Genomic DNA, 15,961 nt, shown 5'->3' with positions numbered 1-15,961 from the left:
AAGAAGGGGGCGTACCGTTTGACTGGTGCGCCCCCTTTGTACATATCGGTATTCCCTTAGGCGGGTGTTTTCATATTGTCCAGTACTTCCATTACTTCTTTCACATGTGTGGCGGAAGTAGCGAGGAGTGCCTTTTCATCGCTGTTCAGGTTCAGCTCGATGATCTTTTCGATACCGTTCTTGCCGAGTACAACGGGTACGCCGAGATAGATGTCTTTCAGGCCGTATTCTCCGGTGAGCCATGCGCAAACCGGGAAAATGCGTTTTTCATCTTTCAGGATGGCTTCCACCATTTGAGCGGCGGCAGCGCCGGGAGCATACCATGCGGAGGTACCCAGCAGGTTCACGATCTCGCCACCACCTACTTTGGTACGCTGGATGATGGCTTCCAGTTTGTCTTTCGCTACCAGGTCTGTCACCGGAATACCGGCAACGGTGGTGAAGCGGGGGAGGGGAACCATGGTATCGCCGTGGCCGCCCATGAGGATGGCCTGGATGTCTTTCGGGGAGCAGCCGATCTCGTCTGCCAGAAATGCGCGGTAACGGGCGGTATCCAGGATGCCGGCCATGCCGAACACTTTGCTGCTGTCCTTCTTTGCATTCAGGAATGCGCAGTAGGTCATTACGTCCAGCGGGTTGGATACTACGATGATGATTGCGTCCGGGGAGTATTTGGTGACGTTCTCCGTTACGGATTTCACGATGTTGGCATTGGTAGAGATCAGGTCGTCACGGCTCATGCCCGGTTTGCGGGGCAGGCCGGAAGTGATCACCACTACGTCGCTGCCGGCGGTTTTGGCGTAATCGTTCGTTACACCGGTAACCTTGGTGCTGTAATAGTCAATCGGCGCCTGCTGCCATGTGTCCAATGCCTTTCCTTCCGCAGTGCCTTCCTTGATGTCAAGTAACACCACTTCCTGCAGGAAATCCCTGTGGGCCAGTACGTTAGCGCAAGTTGCACCTACATTGCCGGCTCCTACAACAGTAACTTTCATCGTATCTGAATATTTTAATAAGGTGAAGAATTATTTGGAAAACAAAAGTAGGATATCGGATCGTGAATTTTCCGATATTCCCGTAAAAATTCCGGTTTTGCCGGAGGCCGGCCAGAAATTTACAAGTGCTTTAACAAAGTTTCGAGTTTAACGGTACCTTCGTAGTCTGCCACCAGTTTGTGCTTTTTATCATAGATGTACACGCCGGGGAAGTTTTCCAGGTCGTAATAGTACACGATCTGGCGGGTTGGCTCGGCTGCCATGATGATCCCGGGGTACTTTCCGATGTTGTACTGGTCGTACCAGGCCTTCATCCGGTCCGGCTTGAAAGGGGTGACCATCAGCAGGGTAGCCTGTTTGAATTTGTCGATGTTCTGAAGGATCTCCTCCGTCATATGAGCGCAGTGATCGCATTCCACGCTGAACAGGAAAACGATCACGGGCCGGTTGCGGGGAAGATCATTTTTGGTGATGACATGGCCGTCATACAAAGTGAGCGGGGCGGGGGAGATGATCGAATATTGCTTGTACGGAGGAACAGCTGTGGTGGAATTGGTGTTGGACTGGGCCTTCAGCAAGGCAGGCAGGCATAAAAACAGGAACATCCATCTTCTCATCATTATATTTTTTATTCGTTAAAGTGATATGCAGGTCGCCATTGTTCAGCTAAAATTATACCGCTTTTAAAGGAAATCCGGTAAGTTTTGTTTGTTCATATGCGAAAATTTTTACTTTTGCAATCCTAATGTAAATTTTTAACTTTAAATCAATTGACCTTTTATGGCTTCCACTGCAGATATCAGAACAGGATTGATCATTAAGCTGGATAACAGCTTGTATTCTGTTGTAGAGTTTGGTCAGAATAAAACCGCCCGTGCCGCGGCCAAAGTATGGGCAAAATTGAAAGGGGTTGACAATAGCCGTTCAATAGAGCATACCTGGAACTCCGGCGATACCATTTACCCCGTGCGCGTGGAGAAAAAAGCTTTCCAGTTCCTGTACAAGGATGAAAGCGGATATAACTTTATGGACAAGGAGAGCTTCGAGCAGATCGTTGTCAGCGAGCAGCTGATAGATTCCCCCCAGTTCCTGAAAGACGGGGATGAAGTGTCCATTTCCATCAATACGGAAACCGAATTGCCCATGGGCGTTGAGCTGCCGGACAAGATCGTGCTGAAAGTAACCTACTCCGAGCCCGGTATGAAAGGCGATACTGCCACCCGTACCCTGAAACCTGCCACTGTTGAAGGCGGCGCTACAGTCATGGTGCCCCTGTTCGTGAATGAGGGAGAACTGATCCGTGTGAACACCAAAACAGGTGAATACATCGAACGCGTAAAAGAATAACCATATACTTTCTTTTCTATCACCGAGAACCAGCAATTTCTAAAACCAAAAACTGTCTACATGGACTTTAAACAGATTCAGGAGCTGATTAAGATGGTCAACAAATCCAATATCAGCGAACTGAGCATTGAGCAGGACAAGTTCAAGATTACAATAAAACAGAAGGAAAACGAAGTACAGCAGATCGTAACAGTACCGGCAGTAACTGCGGTTCAGCCAGTAGTGGCAGCTCCCCAGCCCGTTGCACAAGCCGCTGCCCCCGCAGCTGCTCCTGCTGCTCCCGTTGCCAGCAACCTGCTTACCATCAAATCCCCCATGATCGGCACTTTCTACCGCAGCGCGGGCCCGGATAAGCCGCCGTTCGTAAATGTGGGCGATGATGTAACATCGGGCAAGGTGGTATGTATCATTGAAGCCATGAAGCTGTTCAACGAGATAGAGAGCGAAGTGAGTGGAAAGATCGTGAAGGTGCTGGTAGATGACGCTTCTCCTGTGGAATACGATCAGCCGCTATTCCTGGTAGAACCGTAAACACTTTGACAGGGTAAGGTTGTAAGGTTGCTTGCAACCTTTTTCCTTTAGTTTCTTTAACCTATAAGAAAAACATGTTCAAAAAGATACTGATCGCCAACCGTGGCGAGATTGCCCTGCGGATCATCCGTACCTGTAAGGAAATGGGCATCAAAACGGTGGCAGTATATTCTACAGCGGATAAGGACAGTTTGCACGTCCGTTTTGCAGACGAGGCCGTATGTATTGGAAAACCGCAGAGCTCAGATTCCTACCTGAATATCCCGCACCTGATGGCGGCTGCAGAGATCACCAATGCAGACGCGATCCATCCCGGTTACGGCTTCCTGGCGGAAAATGCCCGTTTTGCAGAGATCTGCGGCGAGCACGGCATCAAATTCATCGGCCCCACTCCGGAAATGATCCGCAGAATGGGCGATAAAATGACCGCCAAGGAAACCATGATCAAAGCCGGCGTACCCGTGATCCCCGGCTCCGAAGGCCTGCTGGAAAGCGTGGAACAGGCCAAAACCCTGGCAAAGGAAATGGGCCTGCCCGTTATCATGAAAGCCACTGCCGGCGGCGGCGGTAAAGGCATGCGCGTGGTATGGGACGAGAACGAGATCGAGAACGCCTATACCATGGCCAAAACAGAAGCCAAAGCTGCTTTCAGCAACGATGGCATTTACATGGAAAAATTCGTGGAAGAGCCCCGGCATATTGAAATCCAGATCGCGGGAGACCAGTATGGGAAAGTCTGCCACCTCAGTGAGCGGGACTGCTCCATTCAGCGCCGTCATCAGAAACTGGTGGAAGAATCACCTTCTCCTTTCATGACGCCCGAACTGCGGGAAAAAATGGGGGAAGCCGCCATCAAGGCAGCCAGTGCCATCAATTATGAAAGCGTAGGCACCATCGAGTTCCTGGTAGACAAACACCGCAACTTCTATTTCATGGAAATGAACACCCGCATCCAGGTGGAGCACGGTGTAACCGAAGAGGTGATCAATTTCGACCTGATCAAGGAACAAATCAAGATCGCCGCCGGTATCCCCATTTCCGGGAAGAACTATACACCGCAGATGCATGCCATCGAGTGCCGCATCAATGCGGAAGACCCTTATAACGACTTCCGCCCGTCCCCGGGCCGCATTACGGTGCTGCACACCCCCGGCGGTCATGGCGTGCGTGTGGATTCGCATATCTATGCCGGCTATGTGATCCCGCCGTACTACGATTCCATGGTCTCCAAGGTCATTGCAGTAGCGCAAACCCGGGAAGAAGCCATCAATACCATGGAAAGGGCACTGAGCGAGTTCGTGATCGAAGGCGTGAAAACCACTATTCCGTTCCACCAGCAGCTGATGCAGGATGAGAATTTCAGGAAAGGGAATTTCACCACCAAATTCACGGAAACATTTAAATTGCAGTAACATTTCAGTGCAGCGTAAGGCTGAACTGCGATCAGCAACGATGACAAAATACTTTACAATAACGCAAAGCCTCCGGTACCCCCGGAGGCTTTGCTTATGCCATATTCACCCAAAGGTCTGACACAAGGAGAACACAAGCTAAACGTTTAGCGAAAGCCGGTAAAATAATACAAAAACAGGCCGCCTGGAAAAGCGACCTGTAAACCTTAAAACCTTGAAAAATTATGGTATGTATGCTAATGAAAAACTATTGGATCGATTTTTTATCGGCTTTGTGCTTGCGCATGGCCCTGATCTGCTCCCTTTCCTTCTTCTTCCATTCATCGTAGCGGGCATATTTCTCTTCCCCTAATGTTGTCCTGATCTTTGTCAGCCTTTCATCGTTGAGTTTCTTCATTTCTTCCGTCCGCTGTTCCTTCGTCATTCCGCTATTGCTTCTTAAAGCTACGGCTTTGGACTTGAAATCTTTGTTAATGGACATCAGTTCTTTGCCTTCCGTTTCGCTCAGCCCGATCTCTTTTAACGCGTCACTGCCATTTTTCTTGTGCATGCCCCTTTTATGGCCATGTTTCATCCGTTCAGCGGCGGCGGTGCGGTTATGCTGCAGTTTGGCGAACTGTTCCGCATCCAGCACGGATTTGAGCTTTTCGGTACGTTCGGTGCTCAGGGCATCCAGTTTGCTTTTCCTGTCTTCCCGGCTCAGTGCCTGATCCTTGCGGATGTCCTGCATGCCGGTCATATAGGATCTGTTTATCTCTTTTACCTGTTTATCCTGCTGTTCCGTCAGTTGCAGATCCTCCAGCGGCTTCACTTTCTTCTTTTCCTGGGCAAATGCTGTACTGAGCGCGCCGGTCAGGAAAAACAACATTAAGATCCTTTTCATAAATATCTGTTTAGAAGATAGACTGGCGGAAATATCCAGGGTTTAACGGAGGGCAAAAATAAAAAACCCCCGGTGAATACCGGGGGCCATCATACACCAAAACAATCTTACGGTTTTTATCGCAAGAAAAGCAGCTCTCTGTACTTGGGGAGACCCCAGATTTTGTCATCTACCAGGAACTCCAGTTTGTCGGAGTGGTAACGGATCACATCAAAGTACGGTTCTTTGATCTTCTCGCAGTAGTCGATCGCTTTCTGACGGCTGTCTTCCAGCTTGTTCGCTACTTTACGCGCTTCGATCATAGCCTGTACGTTCTCACTGATGACATTGATATGTTCAGATATCTTAGTGGCAATTTGCAGTTGCGCTTTATACGCATCTTCTTTCAGTCCTACTTCTTTCAGACCTTTAATGTTGGTCAGCAGCTCGTTCTGATATTTAACGGCAGCGGGCAGCACATGGTTGGTAGCCAGGTCGCCGATCACGCGGGCTTCGATCTGCACTTTTTTCACGTAGTCTTCCAGCAGGATCTCGTGACGGGCATGCAGTTCTTTTTCGTTGTAAACGCCGGTGCTGGTAAACAGTTCGGTCGCTTTTTTGCTCACCATGGCGTCCAGGGCCTTCGGTGTGGTTTTCACGTTCGGGAGGCCGCGTTTTTCCGCTTCCTTGGTCCACTCTTCGCTGTAACCGTCGCCTTCGAAGAGGATCTTCTCGGAATCAACGATGTATTTGCGGAGCGTCTGCATGATAGCGATCTCTTTCTTTTCGCCTTTTTCGATCAGGCCGTCCACTTCTTTCTTGAACTCAGCCAGTGTTTTGGCCATGATGGAGTTCAGTACGGTCATTGCGGAAGCGCAGTTTGCGGAGGAACCTACGGCGCGGAACTCGAACTTGTTGCCGGTGAAGGCGAACGGAGAGGTACGGTTACGGTCGGTATTGTCCAGCAGCAGCTCCGGAATATGGCGGTGCAGGTCCAGTTTCAGGATCGCTTCGTCCTGCTCGTCGAATTTGTTATTCACACGGCTTTTTACTTCCTGCAGTACTTCATACAGGTATTTGCCGGTAAATACGGAGATGATAGCCGGGGGCGCTTCGTTGGCGCCCAGGCGGAAGTCGTTGCTCGGAGAAGCAATGGAAGCACGCATCAGATCGGCATAATCATGTACGGCCTTGATGGTGTTCACAAAGAAAGTGAGGAACATCAGGTTGGTCTTCGGTGTTTTACCGGGAGCCAGCAGGTTAACGCCGGTATCGGTAGCCAGTGACCAGTTGTTGTGTTTACCTGAACCGTTGATGCCGGCAAAAGGTTTCTCATGCAGCAGCACTTTCAGTTTGTGGCGTTTGGCCACTTTGCTCATCACGTCCATCAGCAGGGAGTTGTGATCCACTGCAATGTTCACTTCTTCGAAGATGGGAGCGCACTCGAACTGTGCAGGCGCCACTTCATTATGACGGGTCCTTAAAGGAATGCCCAGTTTGTAGGATTCTTCTTCGAAGTCGCGCATAAATGCATATACGCGCTCGGGGATCGCACCGAAGTAGTGGTCTTCCAGTTGCTGACCTTTGGCGGGAGCGTGGCCAACAACGGTACGGCCGGCAAGCACCAGGTCAGGACGGGCGTTAGCCAGACCTTCGTCGATCATGAAATATTCCTGTTCCCATCCAAGGGTAGCAGTAACTTTGGTAACATTCTTGTCGAAATAGTTGCACACGTCAACTGCCGCTTTGTCCAGTGCGGACAATGCTTTCAGCAGGGGCGCCTTGTAATCCAGGGATTCGCCGGTGTAAGCAACAAAGATAGTAGGGATGCAAAGCGTTTTGCCCGCGCCCTGATCAATAATGAAAGCAGGAGAGGAGGGATCCCATGCAGTATAACCGCGTGCTTCGAAAGTAGCGCGGATACCACCGTTAGGGAAGCTGGAAGCATCCGGCTCCTGTTGTACCAGCGCGTCACCGTCGAAGGTTTCGATGCTGGAACCATCACTTTTAATCGTGAAGAAGGAGTCATGTTTTTCAGCAGTAGTGCCGGTAAGGGGTTGGAACCAGTGGGTATAGTGGGTTACGCCCTTTTTCATGGCCCAGGATTTCAGGCCTGAAGCGATCTGATCGGCCATCTTACGCTCGATCTTATTACCGCCCTTGATAGAGTTCATCAGGCTCTTGTAAGCCTCATCACTCAGGTGTTCACGCATTACCTTGCCATTGAACACATTGCTCCCGAACACGTCAGTGATCTTACCATTCAGTTCGGGCTTAACTTTGAAATCTACGCCGGTAACTTTCTCCAGCGCTTGAAAGCGTAACGATTGCATGATGTGGAAAATTTTTTACAAAAGAACGCCAGTTTGAGGGAAAATGCAACATCTTTTGTTGTTTTTGGTCAAAATATTCCATTTGGCCCGAAAAAACCTGATATTTTTAATTTTTGAGTAAATATCGATGACTTGAAGGTCGGAAATCTGATGTATTTAAAATAAACTAATACGTATATCGGCATATCTTTTCCGTTCTTGTCAATTGATAGAAAACTATGTAGTTTTGCATCTTCTTTTTAAACCTTCATCGATACATGCAAACTACAGTTGAAACCGCCGAGCAGTTAGGACTCACCGCAGACGAATTCGAACGTATAAAGACCATCCTGGGCCGCACGCCCAATTTTACAGAACTCAGCATGTACTCAGTTATGTGGAGTGAGCATTGCAGCTACAAGAACTCCATAGTATGGTTGAAGAGCCTGCCCCGCGAAGGTGGCCGGCTGCTGGTAAAAGCGGGAGAGGAGAATGCCGGCCTTGTAGATATCGGTGATGGCTGGGCCTGTGTATTCAAGATCGAATCGCACAACCACCCTTCCGCGCTGGAGCCTTTTCAGGGAGCGGCCACGGGGGTGGGTGGCATCCACCGCGATATATTTACCATGGGCGCCCGTCCCATTGCAGCGCTGAACTCTTTGCGCTTCGGTAATATCAAGGACAAAAAAACACAGCATCTGCTGAAAGGTGTGGTAAACGGCATTGGCCACTACGGCAACTGCTTTGGTGTGCCCACCGTTGGCGGCGAAGTATATTTCGAGGACTGCTACAGCACCAATCCCCTGGTGAACGCCATGAGCGTTGGCGTGCTGAAGGTCGGCACCATGGTGTCCGCCACATCATACGGTCCCGGTAACCCGGTGTTCATCGTTGGTTCCGCTACCGGTAAAGACGGTATCGGCGGCGCTTCCTTTGCTTCGGCCGACATCACGGAAGAAAGCGCGAAGGACCTGCCGGCCGTTCAGGTAGGTGACCCCTTCCAGGAAAAGAAACTGCTGGAAGCCTGCCTCGAAGTGGTAACGACCGGTGCACTGGTAGGCATGCAGGACATGGGCGCTGCAGGCATCACCTGCTCCACCGCGGAAATGAGCGCCAAAGGCGAACATGGCATGAATATCCACCTGGATAAAGTGCCCACCCGCCAGGCGAACATGAAAGGATGGGAAATGCTGCTGTCCGAAAGCCAGGAGCGCATGCTCATAGTGGTGCATAAAGGCCGCGAGAAAGAAGTGCTGGACATTTTCGATAAATGGGACCTGCACTGCGTGCAGATCGGGGAAGTTACCAAAGAACCCGTACTGCGTTTTTATATGAACGGGGAACTGGAAGCTGAAGTGCCGGCGGAAAGCCTGGTATTGGGCGGCGGCGCTCCCCAGTACCACCGCGCCTATGTTGAGCCGAAATATTTCGGGAAGATAAAGGCATACGATATCCAGGACTATCCGGATATCACCCAGGCAAAGGTCATCGCGGAAAAGATCGCCCAACTGCCGAATATAGCCTCCAAACGCTGGGTGTACACGCAATACGACAGTATGGTAGGTACCGCCAATGCCAGCACGAATGCCCCCAGCGATGCGGCCATTGTGCTCGTGAAAGGCACCCGCAAGGCCCTGGCTGTTACAACAGATTGCAACTCCCGTTATGTATATGCCGACCCGCATGCGGGGGGGCAGATAGCCGTAGCCGAGGCCGCCCGCAACATCGTGTGCAGCGGCGGCGAACCGGTAGCCATCACCAACTGCCTGAATTTCGGCAATCCCTACGACCCCGAAGTGTACTTCCAGTTCGTACATGCCATCAAAGGCATGGGAGAAGCCTGCCGCAAGTTCAATACCCCGGTTACCGGCGGTAATGTGAGTTTCTACAACCAGTCCCCTGACGGCCCGGTGTATCCCACGCCGACCATCGGCATGCTGGGCGTGCTGGATTCCATGGACCAGCGCATGACCCTCGGCTTCCGGCAGAAGGGAGATATCATTTATCTCGTTGGCCGCAGCTATAACGATATCAGCAGCTCCGAATACCTTCACAAGCTGCTGGGAGTGGAATACAGCCCCGCTCCGCACTTCAGCATGGAAGAAGAGTTCCAGCTGCAGCAAGCCATTACGAAACTGATAAAGGCCGGCCTTATCCAGTCCGCCCACGACGTTAGCGAGGGCGGCCTGTTCATTACCCTGCTGGAAAGCGCCATGGCCGGCAAAACCGGTTTTGACGTGACCACCAACAGCGCATTCCGCAAGGATGCCTACCTGTTCGGAGAAGCGCAAAGCCGCGTGGTGGTGAGCGTTAATCCGGCAGACCAGGAGAAATTCGAGGCACTGCTGCATGGCCTTGTAGATGCATCAGACCATTCCGTGCGGTACGAAAGAATAGGTACCGTCACTACCGAAACCCTCGTGGTGGACGGTGAGGATTGGGGCGCTGTGGAAGAATGGAAAGGTAAATATGATACCGCATTGGAGAATCACCTGTGATCAGATCACTGTAAATAGCAAAAGCAGCCCCTTCCGGCTGCTTTTTTTTATGCATGCAATAACCCTTACGTGCATGTTGAACCGGTTGTTTCCGTCCCCGTAATGGCGTTTACGGTGAAAATCAAAGCAGTGTGGATAACTTTTGTGAAAGAATGTGCGGAGCGGCTATTTCAATTGTTAATGGATTGTGTGAATCCGTGCCCGAAATTGTTAATGAACGATATCGCCGGAAAGTCACGATAGTGCTATTTTTTCGCTTTGCTTCCATTCGCGAATTAAGCTAAATCGGGCAGGATCAATGCCCCCCGGGAAAGTGGACAGCATGATCGTATCGAAGCTTTTCAATGTATTTTAACACCGCGTTAACAAAATACAACATTAGTGTGATGGCAGATACGTAGAACTACGTTACTTTTGGTTAACATTGAATAACGAGAATATTGTTTCGAGAAAAGCAGGCGCTGTGAGCAGGCGCTATCTTTGAATCCCCTTACGACATTTATTAAAACTGACTGATATAAAGGTATTTGTGGAATCATGGTATTCCATGTTCTATGATGACCTTAACTTTTTAGATTACCATGTCCTACTGAACGATCGATTCTGAGATCATGTATTACACCTAGTGAAAGAACGATTTGTTTGCCAGGGCTGACTAACCATCAGCCCTCTTTTTTTATATATCCTTTTCCGGCCCGCCAGGGTACCTCCCGTCTGTAATTTTTCCGCAAAACCTGCCAGCATTTACCGGATGCCACCATGCGCGTTTCGTATATTTGAGGGCCAGGTAATCTGTACAAATGAATAACCAGATCATTTCATACAACAACAACAGGATCATCCTCTCCCACGAAAGAGAGAAAAAGGTGATACTGGACATATATCCCTCAAACCACCTTCTCACCTATATCAGGGAAGGCATGTTAAAAGTAAAGCAGGGCAATGCCGGGAACTGTTTCAAAAAAGGGGAGTTTGTTCTCTTCAAAAAATATACCCCCGCGACCATTACAAAAACCTGGGACAACGGAGATCTTAAATTTTCGAGCATTGTTTTTACTTTCCAGGAGGACATCGTTACCGATGCGCTGCATCACCTTCGATACCCATCCGCTGCCAACCAGGGACCGCTCTCTGAAAACATCATCGGTATAGCGCCCAACCCGGTTTTAAACCATTTCATCCGGTCATTACAGCCGTTCTTTGAAGCGGAACTGGAAATGGACAGCCAACTGGCCCGGTTAAAGACAACGGAAGCGCTGATAGGCGTCATTCAGGCAGATGCGGCACTGGCGCACCAGTTGGCGCATTTCTCCGTCAAGAGCAATGCGGACCTGTTTCAGTACATGAATTTCCATTACCTGGAAAACAAACCGCTGGCCGAGTTTGCCAGAGGATCCGGGAGGAGCATTTCCGCTTTTAAAAAGGATTTCAGGTCCACCTTTAATACCACCCCTGCCAAATGGTTGAAAAATAGACGATTGGAGCATGCTTACCGGTTGTTGAGCACTACCCGGCGCAAAGCCTCGGAAGTTTACATAGAAAGCGGATTTGAAGATCTGGCGCACTTCAGCAAATCGTTCAAAAGCCAATTCGGAGTTAATCCATCAACGCTCAGCAAGTCCTTACAGACAAGTAAATAAGACTTTCCAGACAAAGCCCCCGTACCCTTTCTCCATAGCTTTATGCCGGAATCAAAAATGTATTCAGGTATGAAGACTATTTTAATCACCGGGGCCGGCTCCGGTTTTGGAAAACTCCTCACAGAACAGCTTTCCGCCCGATCAGCGTATAACATTATCGCGTCAGTGCGCAGCATCGGCGATCTCGGCCATGGGGTAGAGGCCCACCTCGCGGGACTTCCCAATGTTTCACTGGCGGAGCTTGATGTCACCAGCGATGAACAGGTCGATAGCATCACCAGCCGGATATTGGAGCAATACCAATCGATCGATATCCTGGTTAACAATGCCGGTGTTTTCGGCGGCGGATTGCTGGAAGCGCATAGCATAGCACAGGTCCAAAAGCTGTTCAATACCAATGTGTATGCTCCCCTGCGTTTGATGAAGGCTGTTTTGCCCGCTATGAGGAAGCAGCAGGAAGGGTTGATTATCAACCTCTCCAGTATGCTGGGCTTCTTCTCCATCCCGTTAAACGCCGTGTATTGCGCCTCAAAATTTGCACTGGAGGCTTTGGTGACAGGATCATATGCCGAGCTTATTCAGCAAGGGGTGGAAAATATACTGGTTGAACCAGGTTCATTCCCCACGGAACTCTATCAAAAAGCCGGAATAAAGGCGGATCTGCCCGAGGTAACCCGCGCGTATAATGGAATGGCGGAACAGATGGCGGAATATGCCAATAATGCGGTCTATCAGGCCATCCAGGAGAAAAAGCCTGATCCCCGGGCTGTAGTGGGCAAGATCATTCAGCTTATTGACATGGAAAAAGGGACCCGCCCGTTGAGAAACCCTGTAGATCAGATATCCGGGGAAGTTTTTGCCCGGAAAGTAGCGGATGACCTGTCAGCACTGGCGCAGCAGCAGATGAAAGCCTACGGATTCTGATACGCGGTTAAAAATTCTTATAAAAAGATCAAGATGAAATTATACGTTTTATATGCCGGAGATATCATTTGCAGGGATATTTCCCAACTCAATGATGGTTTTCCGGATAAAGGAGAGATCGAATTGGCAAACCCTGTTTTCCTGGTACAACATCCCAAAGGCTGGCTCCTGTGGGATGCGGGATTATCCGATGAATTGGTGCACCGTCCCGAAGGGGTAGAGGCCTGGATATTTCATTTAAAGATGAAAAGAACGGTGCTGGAGCAATTGCACGAACTGGGAGTAGCGCCTGATGATATCGATTATTTTGCTTTCTCGCATGTGCATAATGACCATACCGGAAATGCCCGTTACTTTAAATCGGCCAGGCTGATAATGCAGGAAAAGGAGTACGACCTCGCATTTCATCAGGAAAAAAAGCCGCATAATTTTGGTGATTACGAAGTGTTGAAACAATCGGAGGCCATCAAACTCAATGGTGATTTCGATTTGTTTGGCGATGGCGCCATACGGTTTATTTCCACTCCCGGTCACACACCCGGCCATCAATCCCTGCTGCTGAAATTAAAGGAAACCGGTTATGTACTGATCTCCGGGGATATAAGTTACTATGCGGACAACTATCAGAAAAAAGGCGTCCCTGTGTTCAACACCAATAAGGAGGACAGTCTGGCATCAATTGAAAAAGTCGGGAAGCTGGTGGAACTCTACCAGGCTCAGTTGTGGATACAGCACGACAAAGCGCGCTTTGATACCCTGAAGCTTTCTCCCGAATATTATCAATAAACCCTGATATTAACTTTTAACCCTTTGTTCAAAACAATAAAATGGGAACAACAGCATTAAAGAAAGTCATCAGTGAAAAATATGTCCATGGAGCGTTTAATGAAACTGATCTGGAGGCATTCAATAGCATTTTCCATCCCGATTTTTCCATTATCAACATTCAGGAAGACGGGTCGTTCTTCAGGTTCACGCGGGATATGTGGGAGGAGGTGCTGAAACAAAGGCTGGAAAACAAGGACTTTGACTATTCTTCCGTTGCATTTGTACCCGTATTTAAAACCGTGGCAATTGCCGGAGACAAGGCTCATGTGATGCTTGAATTGCTGCTTGACGGGAAGGTCGTGTACACGGATTTTCTGCTGCTGATCAGGATAGGTGGCGAATGGAAGATCGTTTCGAAAATTTATCATGAACATAAAGCGGGATGAAAGCGATAGCATATCTTCTATTGCCAGCGTTCATGTGGGGACTTAATTTCCATTTATTGAAAATACTGCTGGCTGATGTGCATTTTATCGAAGCCGGGTTCTGGCGCTATTTGTTTGGAGCAGGAGCTTTATTCATATGTGTAAGAAAAGCAGGGTTGACCTGGAAAGGTTTTGTGCAAAATTGCAGCGGCATTTTAACAGTTGGTGTGCTGGGGTTATTCAGTTTTAATGTACTGTTGTTTTGGGGAATGAAATTCACTTCATCCATGAACGCATCGTTGATCGTTAGCCTGAGCCCCTTGGCTACCCTAGGCCTGGCGTATATTTTCCTCGGAGAAAAAATAAATTCCCGGCAGGCATGGGGAGCGTGTTTTGGAATGATCGGCGTACTATACCTGCTTGCAGGGGGTAATTTAACAGCCGTGAAGAATATTATTTTCTCCAAAGGAGATCTGCTGGTGTTGTCAGCCATGCTTCTGTCCGCATCTTATCATATTTGGGTAAATAAGTACGCTTCAAAGTTGCCCAATGGTCACTTTACGTTGCTGACCAGCCTGGTGTGCCTGGTTGCTTTTATGATCGTTTCCCCTTTTTTTACTGGTTTCCACGCTGCGGATTACGGCAAGAGGTTCTGGATAGCTGCGATCGTCCTCGGATTTGCCGGAACAGCATTGACCTATGCTTTATGGAATAAAGGAGTTGGAGAGTTTGGTGCCGGCAGGGCCGGGGTTTTTATGAATATGGTTCCCCTTTCAACGGCGGTAACGGGGATGATGTTCGGAATAGAAATAGAAGGTTTTCATATTATTTCCGGCATATTGATACTGACCGGGTTGCTGATATCGCAACGGAGGGCGGGGGTGGCAGTACCGGGGAAAACCGGTTGAACCGGGATGGCGGGGCGAATATATGGCATGGGCGTATCGATCATTTCGATACGCCCATGCTCTAATAAAAAACTTATACCATAGGAATTTCCGCTACGGCGTAAACTTTCTGGTCCAGTTTTGCTTTTGTTTCTGTGAATGCCTGCAGCGTCAGTGCTATTTCTTCGTCCGAATGCGCGGCAGTGGGGATCAGGCGGTAGATGATCTGTCCTTTGGGTATCACGGGATACACCACGATGGAGCAGAAGATATGATAGTTCTCGCGCAGGTCCAGGCACATGGCAGTGGCTTCGGGAATATCTCCCTGCAGGTAGATGGGCGTTACCGGTGAGTTGGTTTTGCCGATGTTGAAGCCTCTTTCGCGGAGGCCTTGCTGCAGTTTATTGACATTTTCCCAGAGTTTTGCTTTCATTTCCGGCTGCTGGCGCATCAGCTGCACCCGTTTGAGGTGGCCGATCACGATGGGCAGGGGGATGGATTTGGCGAAGATCTGGGAGCGCATGTTGTAGCGCAGGTAATTGATGATCGCTTTTTCGCCGCTCATGAAGGCTCCGATGGAGGCCCCGGATTTGGCAAAGGTGTTGAACAGCAGGTCGATCTTGTCCTGAACGCCCTGTTCTTCCCCTGTACCGGCGCCGGTTTTGCCCATTGTGCCGAAACCGTGGGCATCGTCTACCAGGAAGCGGAATTCGTACCGGTCTTTCAGCGCGGCGATCTCTTTGAGTTTGCCCTGGTCCCCGGCCATGCCAAATACACCTTCGGTTACGACGAGAATGCCGCCACCGGTGGTTTTAGTCAGTTCAACGGCGCGTTTGAGCTGTTTTTCACAGTCATCGATATCGTTGTGCTTGAACACATAGCGGTGCCCCTGGTGGAGCCGCAGGCCATCGATGATGGAGGCGTGGCATTCGGCATCATAGACGATCACATCCCGGCGGTTGCAAATGGCATCTATAGCGCTCATAATACCCTGATAACCATAGTTCAGGAGGGTAGTGTCTTCTTTCTGCATGTAGTCGCTCAGCTCCTTTTCGAGTTGCTCATGATAATTGGTATTACCGCTCATCATGCGGGCGCCCATGGGTGCAGCCAGTCCGAAGTCCGCCGCGGCCTTCGCATCGGTCGATCGTACTTCGGGGTGGTTCGCCAACCCCAGGTAGTTGTTCAGGCTCCAGACGATCTTTTCTTTGCCCCGGAATGTCATGCGGGGGCCGATCTCGCCTTCCAGCTTTGGGAAAGCGAAGTAACCGTGAGCCCTGTTGGAGTGTTCCCCGATCGGACCCATATGCTTCAGCAGTTTCTCGAATATGTCCATGTGATAATTAAAATGAAATTAAAA

General features: G+C 49.7%; 14 protein-coding genes. 9 read left to right on the top strand and 5 right to left on the bottom strand.

Translation table 11 applies throughout. The features are described from left to right. Window positions 1-56: 56 nt before the first annotated feature. Window positions 57-995 carry a malate dehydrogenase gene (gene mdh, locus FW415_RS22430; protein WP_148389353.1) on the bottom strand — a complete coding sequence of 313 codons (939 nt, stop codon included), beginning with the start codon at window positions 993-995 and terminating at the stop codon, window positions 57-59. Between the two features lie 119 nt (window positions 996-1,114). Further along, window positions 1,115-1,615, bottom strand: a complete 501-nt coding sequence (locus tag FW415_RS22425) for a peroxiredoxin (protein WP_148389352.1) — start codon at window positions 1,613-1,615, stop codon at window positions 1,115-1,117. Window positions 1,616-1,775: 160 nt separating this feature from the next. Between FW415_RS22425 and efp the strand changes: the two genes are divergently transcribed. The 3 genes from efp to accC all read left to right on the top strand — a co-directional run bounded on the left by efp (window position 1,776) and on the right by accC (window position 4,285). Further along, on the top strand, window positions 1,776-2,342 hold the full coding sequence (efp, locus tag FW415_RS22420; protein WP_148389351.1) for an elongation factor P: 567 nt from the start codon (window positions 1,776-1,778) through the stop codon (window positions 2,340-2,342). Window positions 2,343-2,402: 60 nt separating this feature from the next. Next, entirely contained in the window at window positions 2,403-2,873 is a 471-nt protein-coding gene (gene accB, locus FW415_RS22415; RefSeq protein ID WP_148389350.1) for an acetyl-CoA carboxylase biotin carboxyl carrier protein, read from the top strand. A gap of 74 nt (window positions 2,874-2,947) precedes the next feature. Beyond that, the gene (accC, locus tag FW415_RS22410) at window positions 2,948-4,285 is read left to right on the top strand and encodes an acetyl-CoA carboxylase biotin carboxylase subunit (RefSeq protein WP_148389349.1); all 1,338 of its coding nucleotides are present in this window, start codon (window positions 2,948-2,950) and stop codon (window positions 4,283-4,285) included. A 247-nt stretch (window positions 4,286-4,532) separates the two neighbouring features. Here accC and FW415_RS22405 read toward each other — a convergent pair whose 3' ends face one another. Then, window positions 4,533-5,168, bottom strand: a complete 636-nt coding sequence (locus FW415_RS22405; protein ID WP_148389348.1) for a hypothetical protein — start codon at window positions 5,166-5,168, stop codon at window positions 4,533-4,535. A 116-nt stretch (window positions 5,169-5,284) separates the two neighbouring features. Further along, window positions 5,285-7,480, bottom strand: a complete 2,196-nt coding sequence (locus FW415_RS22400; protein ID WP_148389347.1) for a glutamine synthetase III — start codon at window positions 7,478-7,480, stop codon at window positions 5,285-5,287. Window positions 7,481-7,737: 257 nt separating this feature from the next. Between FW415_RS22400 and purL the strand changes: the two genes are divergently transcribed. The 6 genes from purL to FW415_RS22370 all read left to right on the top strand — a co-directional run bounded on the left by purL (window position 7,738) and on the right by FW415_RS22370 (window position 14,622). Beyond that, entirely contained in the window at window positions 7,738-9,957 is a 2,220-nt protein-coding gene (gene purL, locus FW415_RS22395; RefSeq protein WP_148389346.1) for a phosphoribosylformylglycinamidine synthase subunit PurL, read from the top strand. 800 nt (window positions 9,958-10,757) lie between these two features. After that, window positions 10,758-11,597 carry an AraC family transcriptional regulator gene (locus FW415_RS22390; RefSeq protein ID WP_148389345.1) on the top strand — a complete coding sequence of 280 codons (840 nt, stop codon included), beginning with the start codon at window positions 10,758-10,760 and terminating at the stop codon, window positions 11,595-11,597. A 69-nt stretch (window positions 11,598-11,666) separates the two neighbouring features. Next, window positions 11,667-12,521, top strand: a complete 855-nt coding sequence (locus tag FW415_RS22385) for an SDR family NAD(P)-dependent oxidoreductase (RefSeq protein WP_168208949.1) — start codon at window positions 11,667-11,669, stop codon at window positions 12,519-12,521. Window positions 12,522-12,554: 33 nt separating this feature from the next. Beyond that, on the top strand, window positions 12,555-13,307 hold the full coding sequence (locus FW415_RS22380) for an N-acyl homoserine lactonase family protein (RefSeq protein WP_148389343.1): 753 nt from the start codon (window positions 12,555-12,557) through the stop codon (window positions 13,305-13,307). A gap of 41 nt (window positions 13,308-13,348) precedes the next feature. Further along, a complete protein-coding gene (locus FW415_RS22375; RefSeq protein ID WP_148389342.1) occupies window positions 13,349-13,735 on the top strand; it encodes a nuclear transport factor 2 family protein in 387 nt (128 codons plus the stop codon). Further along, window positions 13,732-14,622 carry a DMT family transporter gene (locus tag FW415_RS22370; protein ID WP_148389341.1) on the top strand — a complete coding sequence of 297 codons (891 nt, stop codon included), beginning with the start codon at window positions 13,732-13,734 and terminating at the stop codon, window positions 14,620-14,622. Before FW415_RS22375 ends, FW415_RS22370 begins: the two co-directional genes overlap by 4 nt. A gap of 73 nt (window positions 14,623-14,695) precedes the next feature. Here the strand turns inward: FW415_RS22370 and FW415_RS22365 are convergent, their stop codons facing one another. After that, complete coding sequence (locus FW415_RS22365) at window positions 14,696-15,937, bottom strand: pyridoxal phosphate-dependent aminotransferase family protein (protein ID WP_148389340.1); 1,242 nt, start codon at window positions 15,935-15,937, stop codon at window positions 14,696-14,698. Between the last annotated feature and the right edge of the window lie 24 nt (window positions 15,938-15,961).

The organism is Chitinophaga sp. XS-30, assembly GCF_008086345.1.
In the GTDB taxonomy this organism is placed as follows: Bacteria; Bacteroidota; Bacteroidia; order Chitinophagales; family Chitinophagaceae; genus Chitinophaga.
This window is presented reverse-complemented; position numbering and strand designations above follow the sequence as displayed.

Bases quoted from the DNA above. Each gene is read 5' to 3' on its own strand.
- mdh (WP_148389353.1), bottom strand. From the start codon at position 995: ATGAAAGTTACTGTTGTAGGAGCCGGCAATGTAGGTGCAACTTGCGCT.
- FW415_RS22425 (WP_148389352.1), bottom strand. From the start codon at position 1,615: ATGATGAGAAGATGGATGTTCCTGTTTTTATGCCTGCCTGCCTTGCTG.
- efp (WP_148389351.1), top strand. From the start codon at position 1,776: ATGGCTTCCACTGCAGATATCAGAACAGGATTGATCATTAAGCTGGAT.
- accB (WP_148389350.1), top strand. From the start codon at position 2,403: ATGGACTTTAAACAGATTCAGGAGCTGATTAAGATGGTCAACAAATCC.
- accC (WP_148389349.1), top strand. From the start codon at position 2,948: ATGTTCAAAAAGATACTGATCGCCAACCGTGGCGAGATTGCCCTGCGG.
- FW415_RS22405 (WP_148389348.1), bottom strand. From the start codon at position 5,168: ATGAAAAGGATCTTAATGTTGTTTTTCCTGACCGGCGCGCTCAGTACA.
- FW415_RS22400 (WP_148389347.1), bottom strand. From the start codon at position 7,480: ATGCAATCGTTACGCTTTCAAGCGCTGGAGAAAGTTACCGGCGTAGAT.
- purL (WP_148389346.1), top strand. From the start codon at position 7,738: ATGCAAACTACAGTTGAAACCGCCGAGCAGTTAGGACTCACCGCAGAC.
- FW415_RS22390 (WP_148389345.1), top strand. From the start codon at position 10,758: ATGAATAACCAGATCATTTCATACAACAACAACAGGATCATCCTCTCC.
- FW415_RS22385 (WP_168208949.1), top strand. From the start codon at position 11,667: ATGAAGACTATTTTAATCACCGGGGCCGGCTCCGGTTTTGGAAAACTC.
- FW415_RS22380 (WP_148389343.1), top strand. From the start codon at position 12,555: ATGAAATTATACGTTTTATATGCCGGAGATATCATTTGCAGGGATATT.
- FW415_RS22375 (WP_148389342.1), top strand. From the start codon at position 13,349: ATGGGAACAACAGCATTAAAGAAAGTCATCAGTGAAAAATATGTCCAT.
- FW415_RS22370 (WP_148389341.1), top strand. From the start codon at position 13,732: ATGAAAGCGATAGCATATCTTCTATTGCCAGCGTTCATGTGGGGACTT.
- FW415_RS22365 (WP_148389340.1), bottom strand. From the start codon at position 15,937: ATGGACATATTCGAGAAACTGCTGAAGCATATGGGTCCGATCGGGGAA.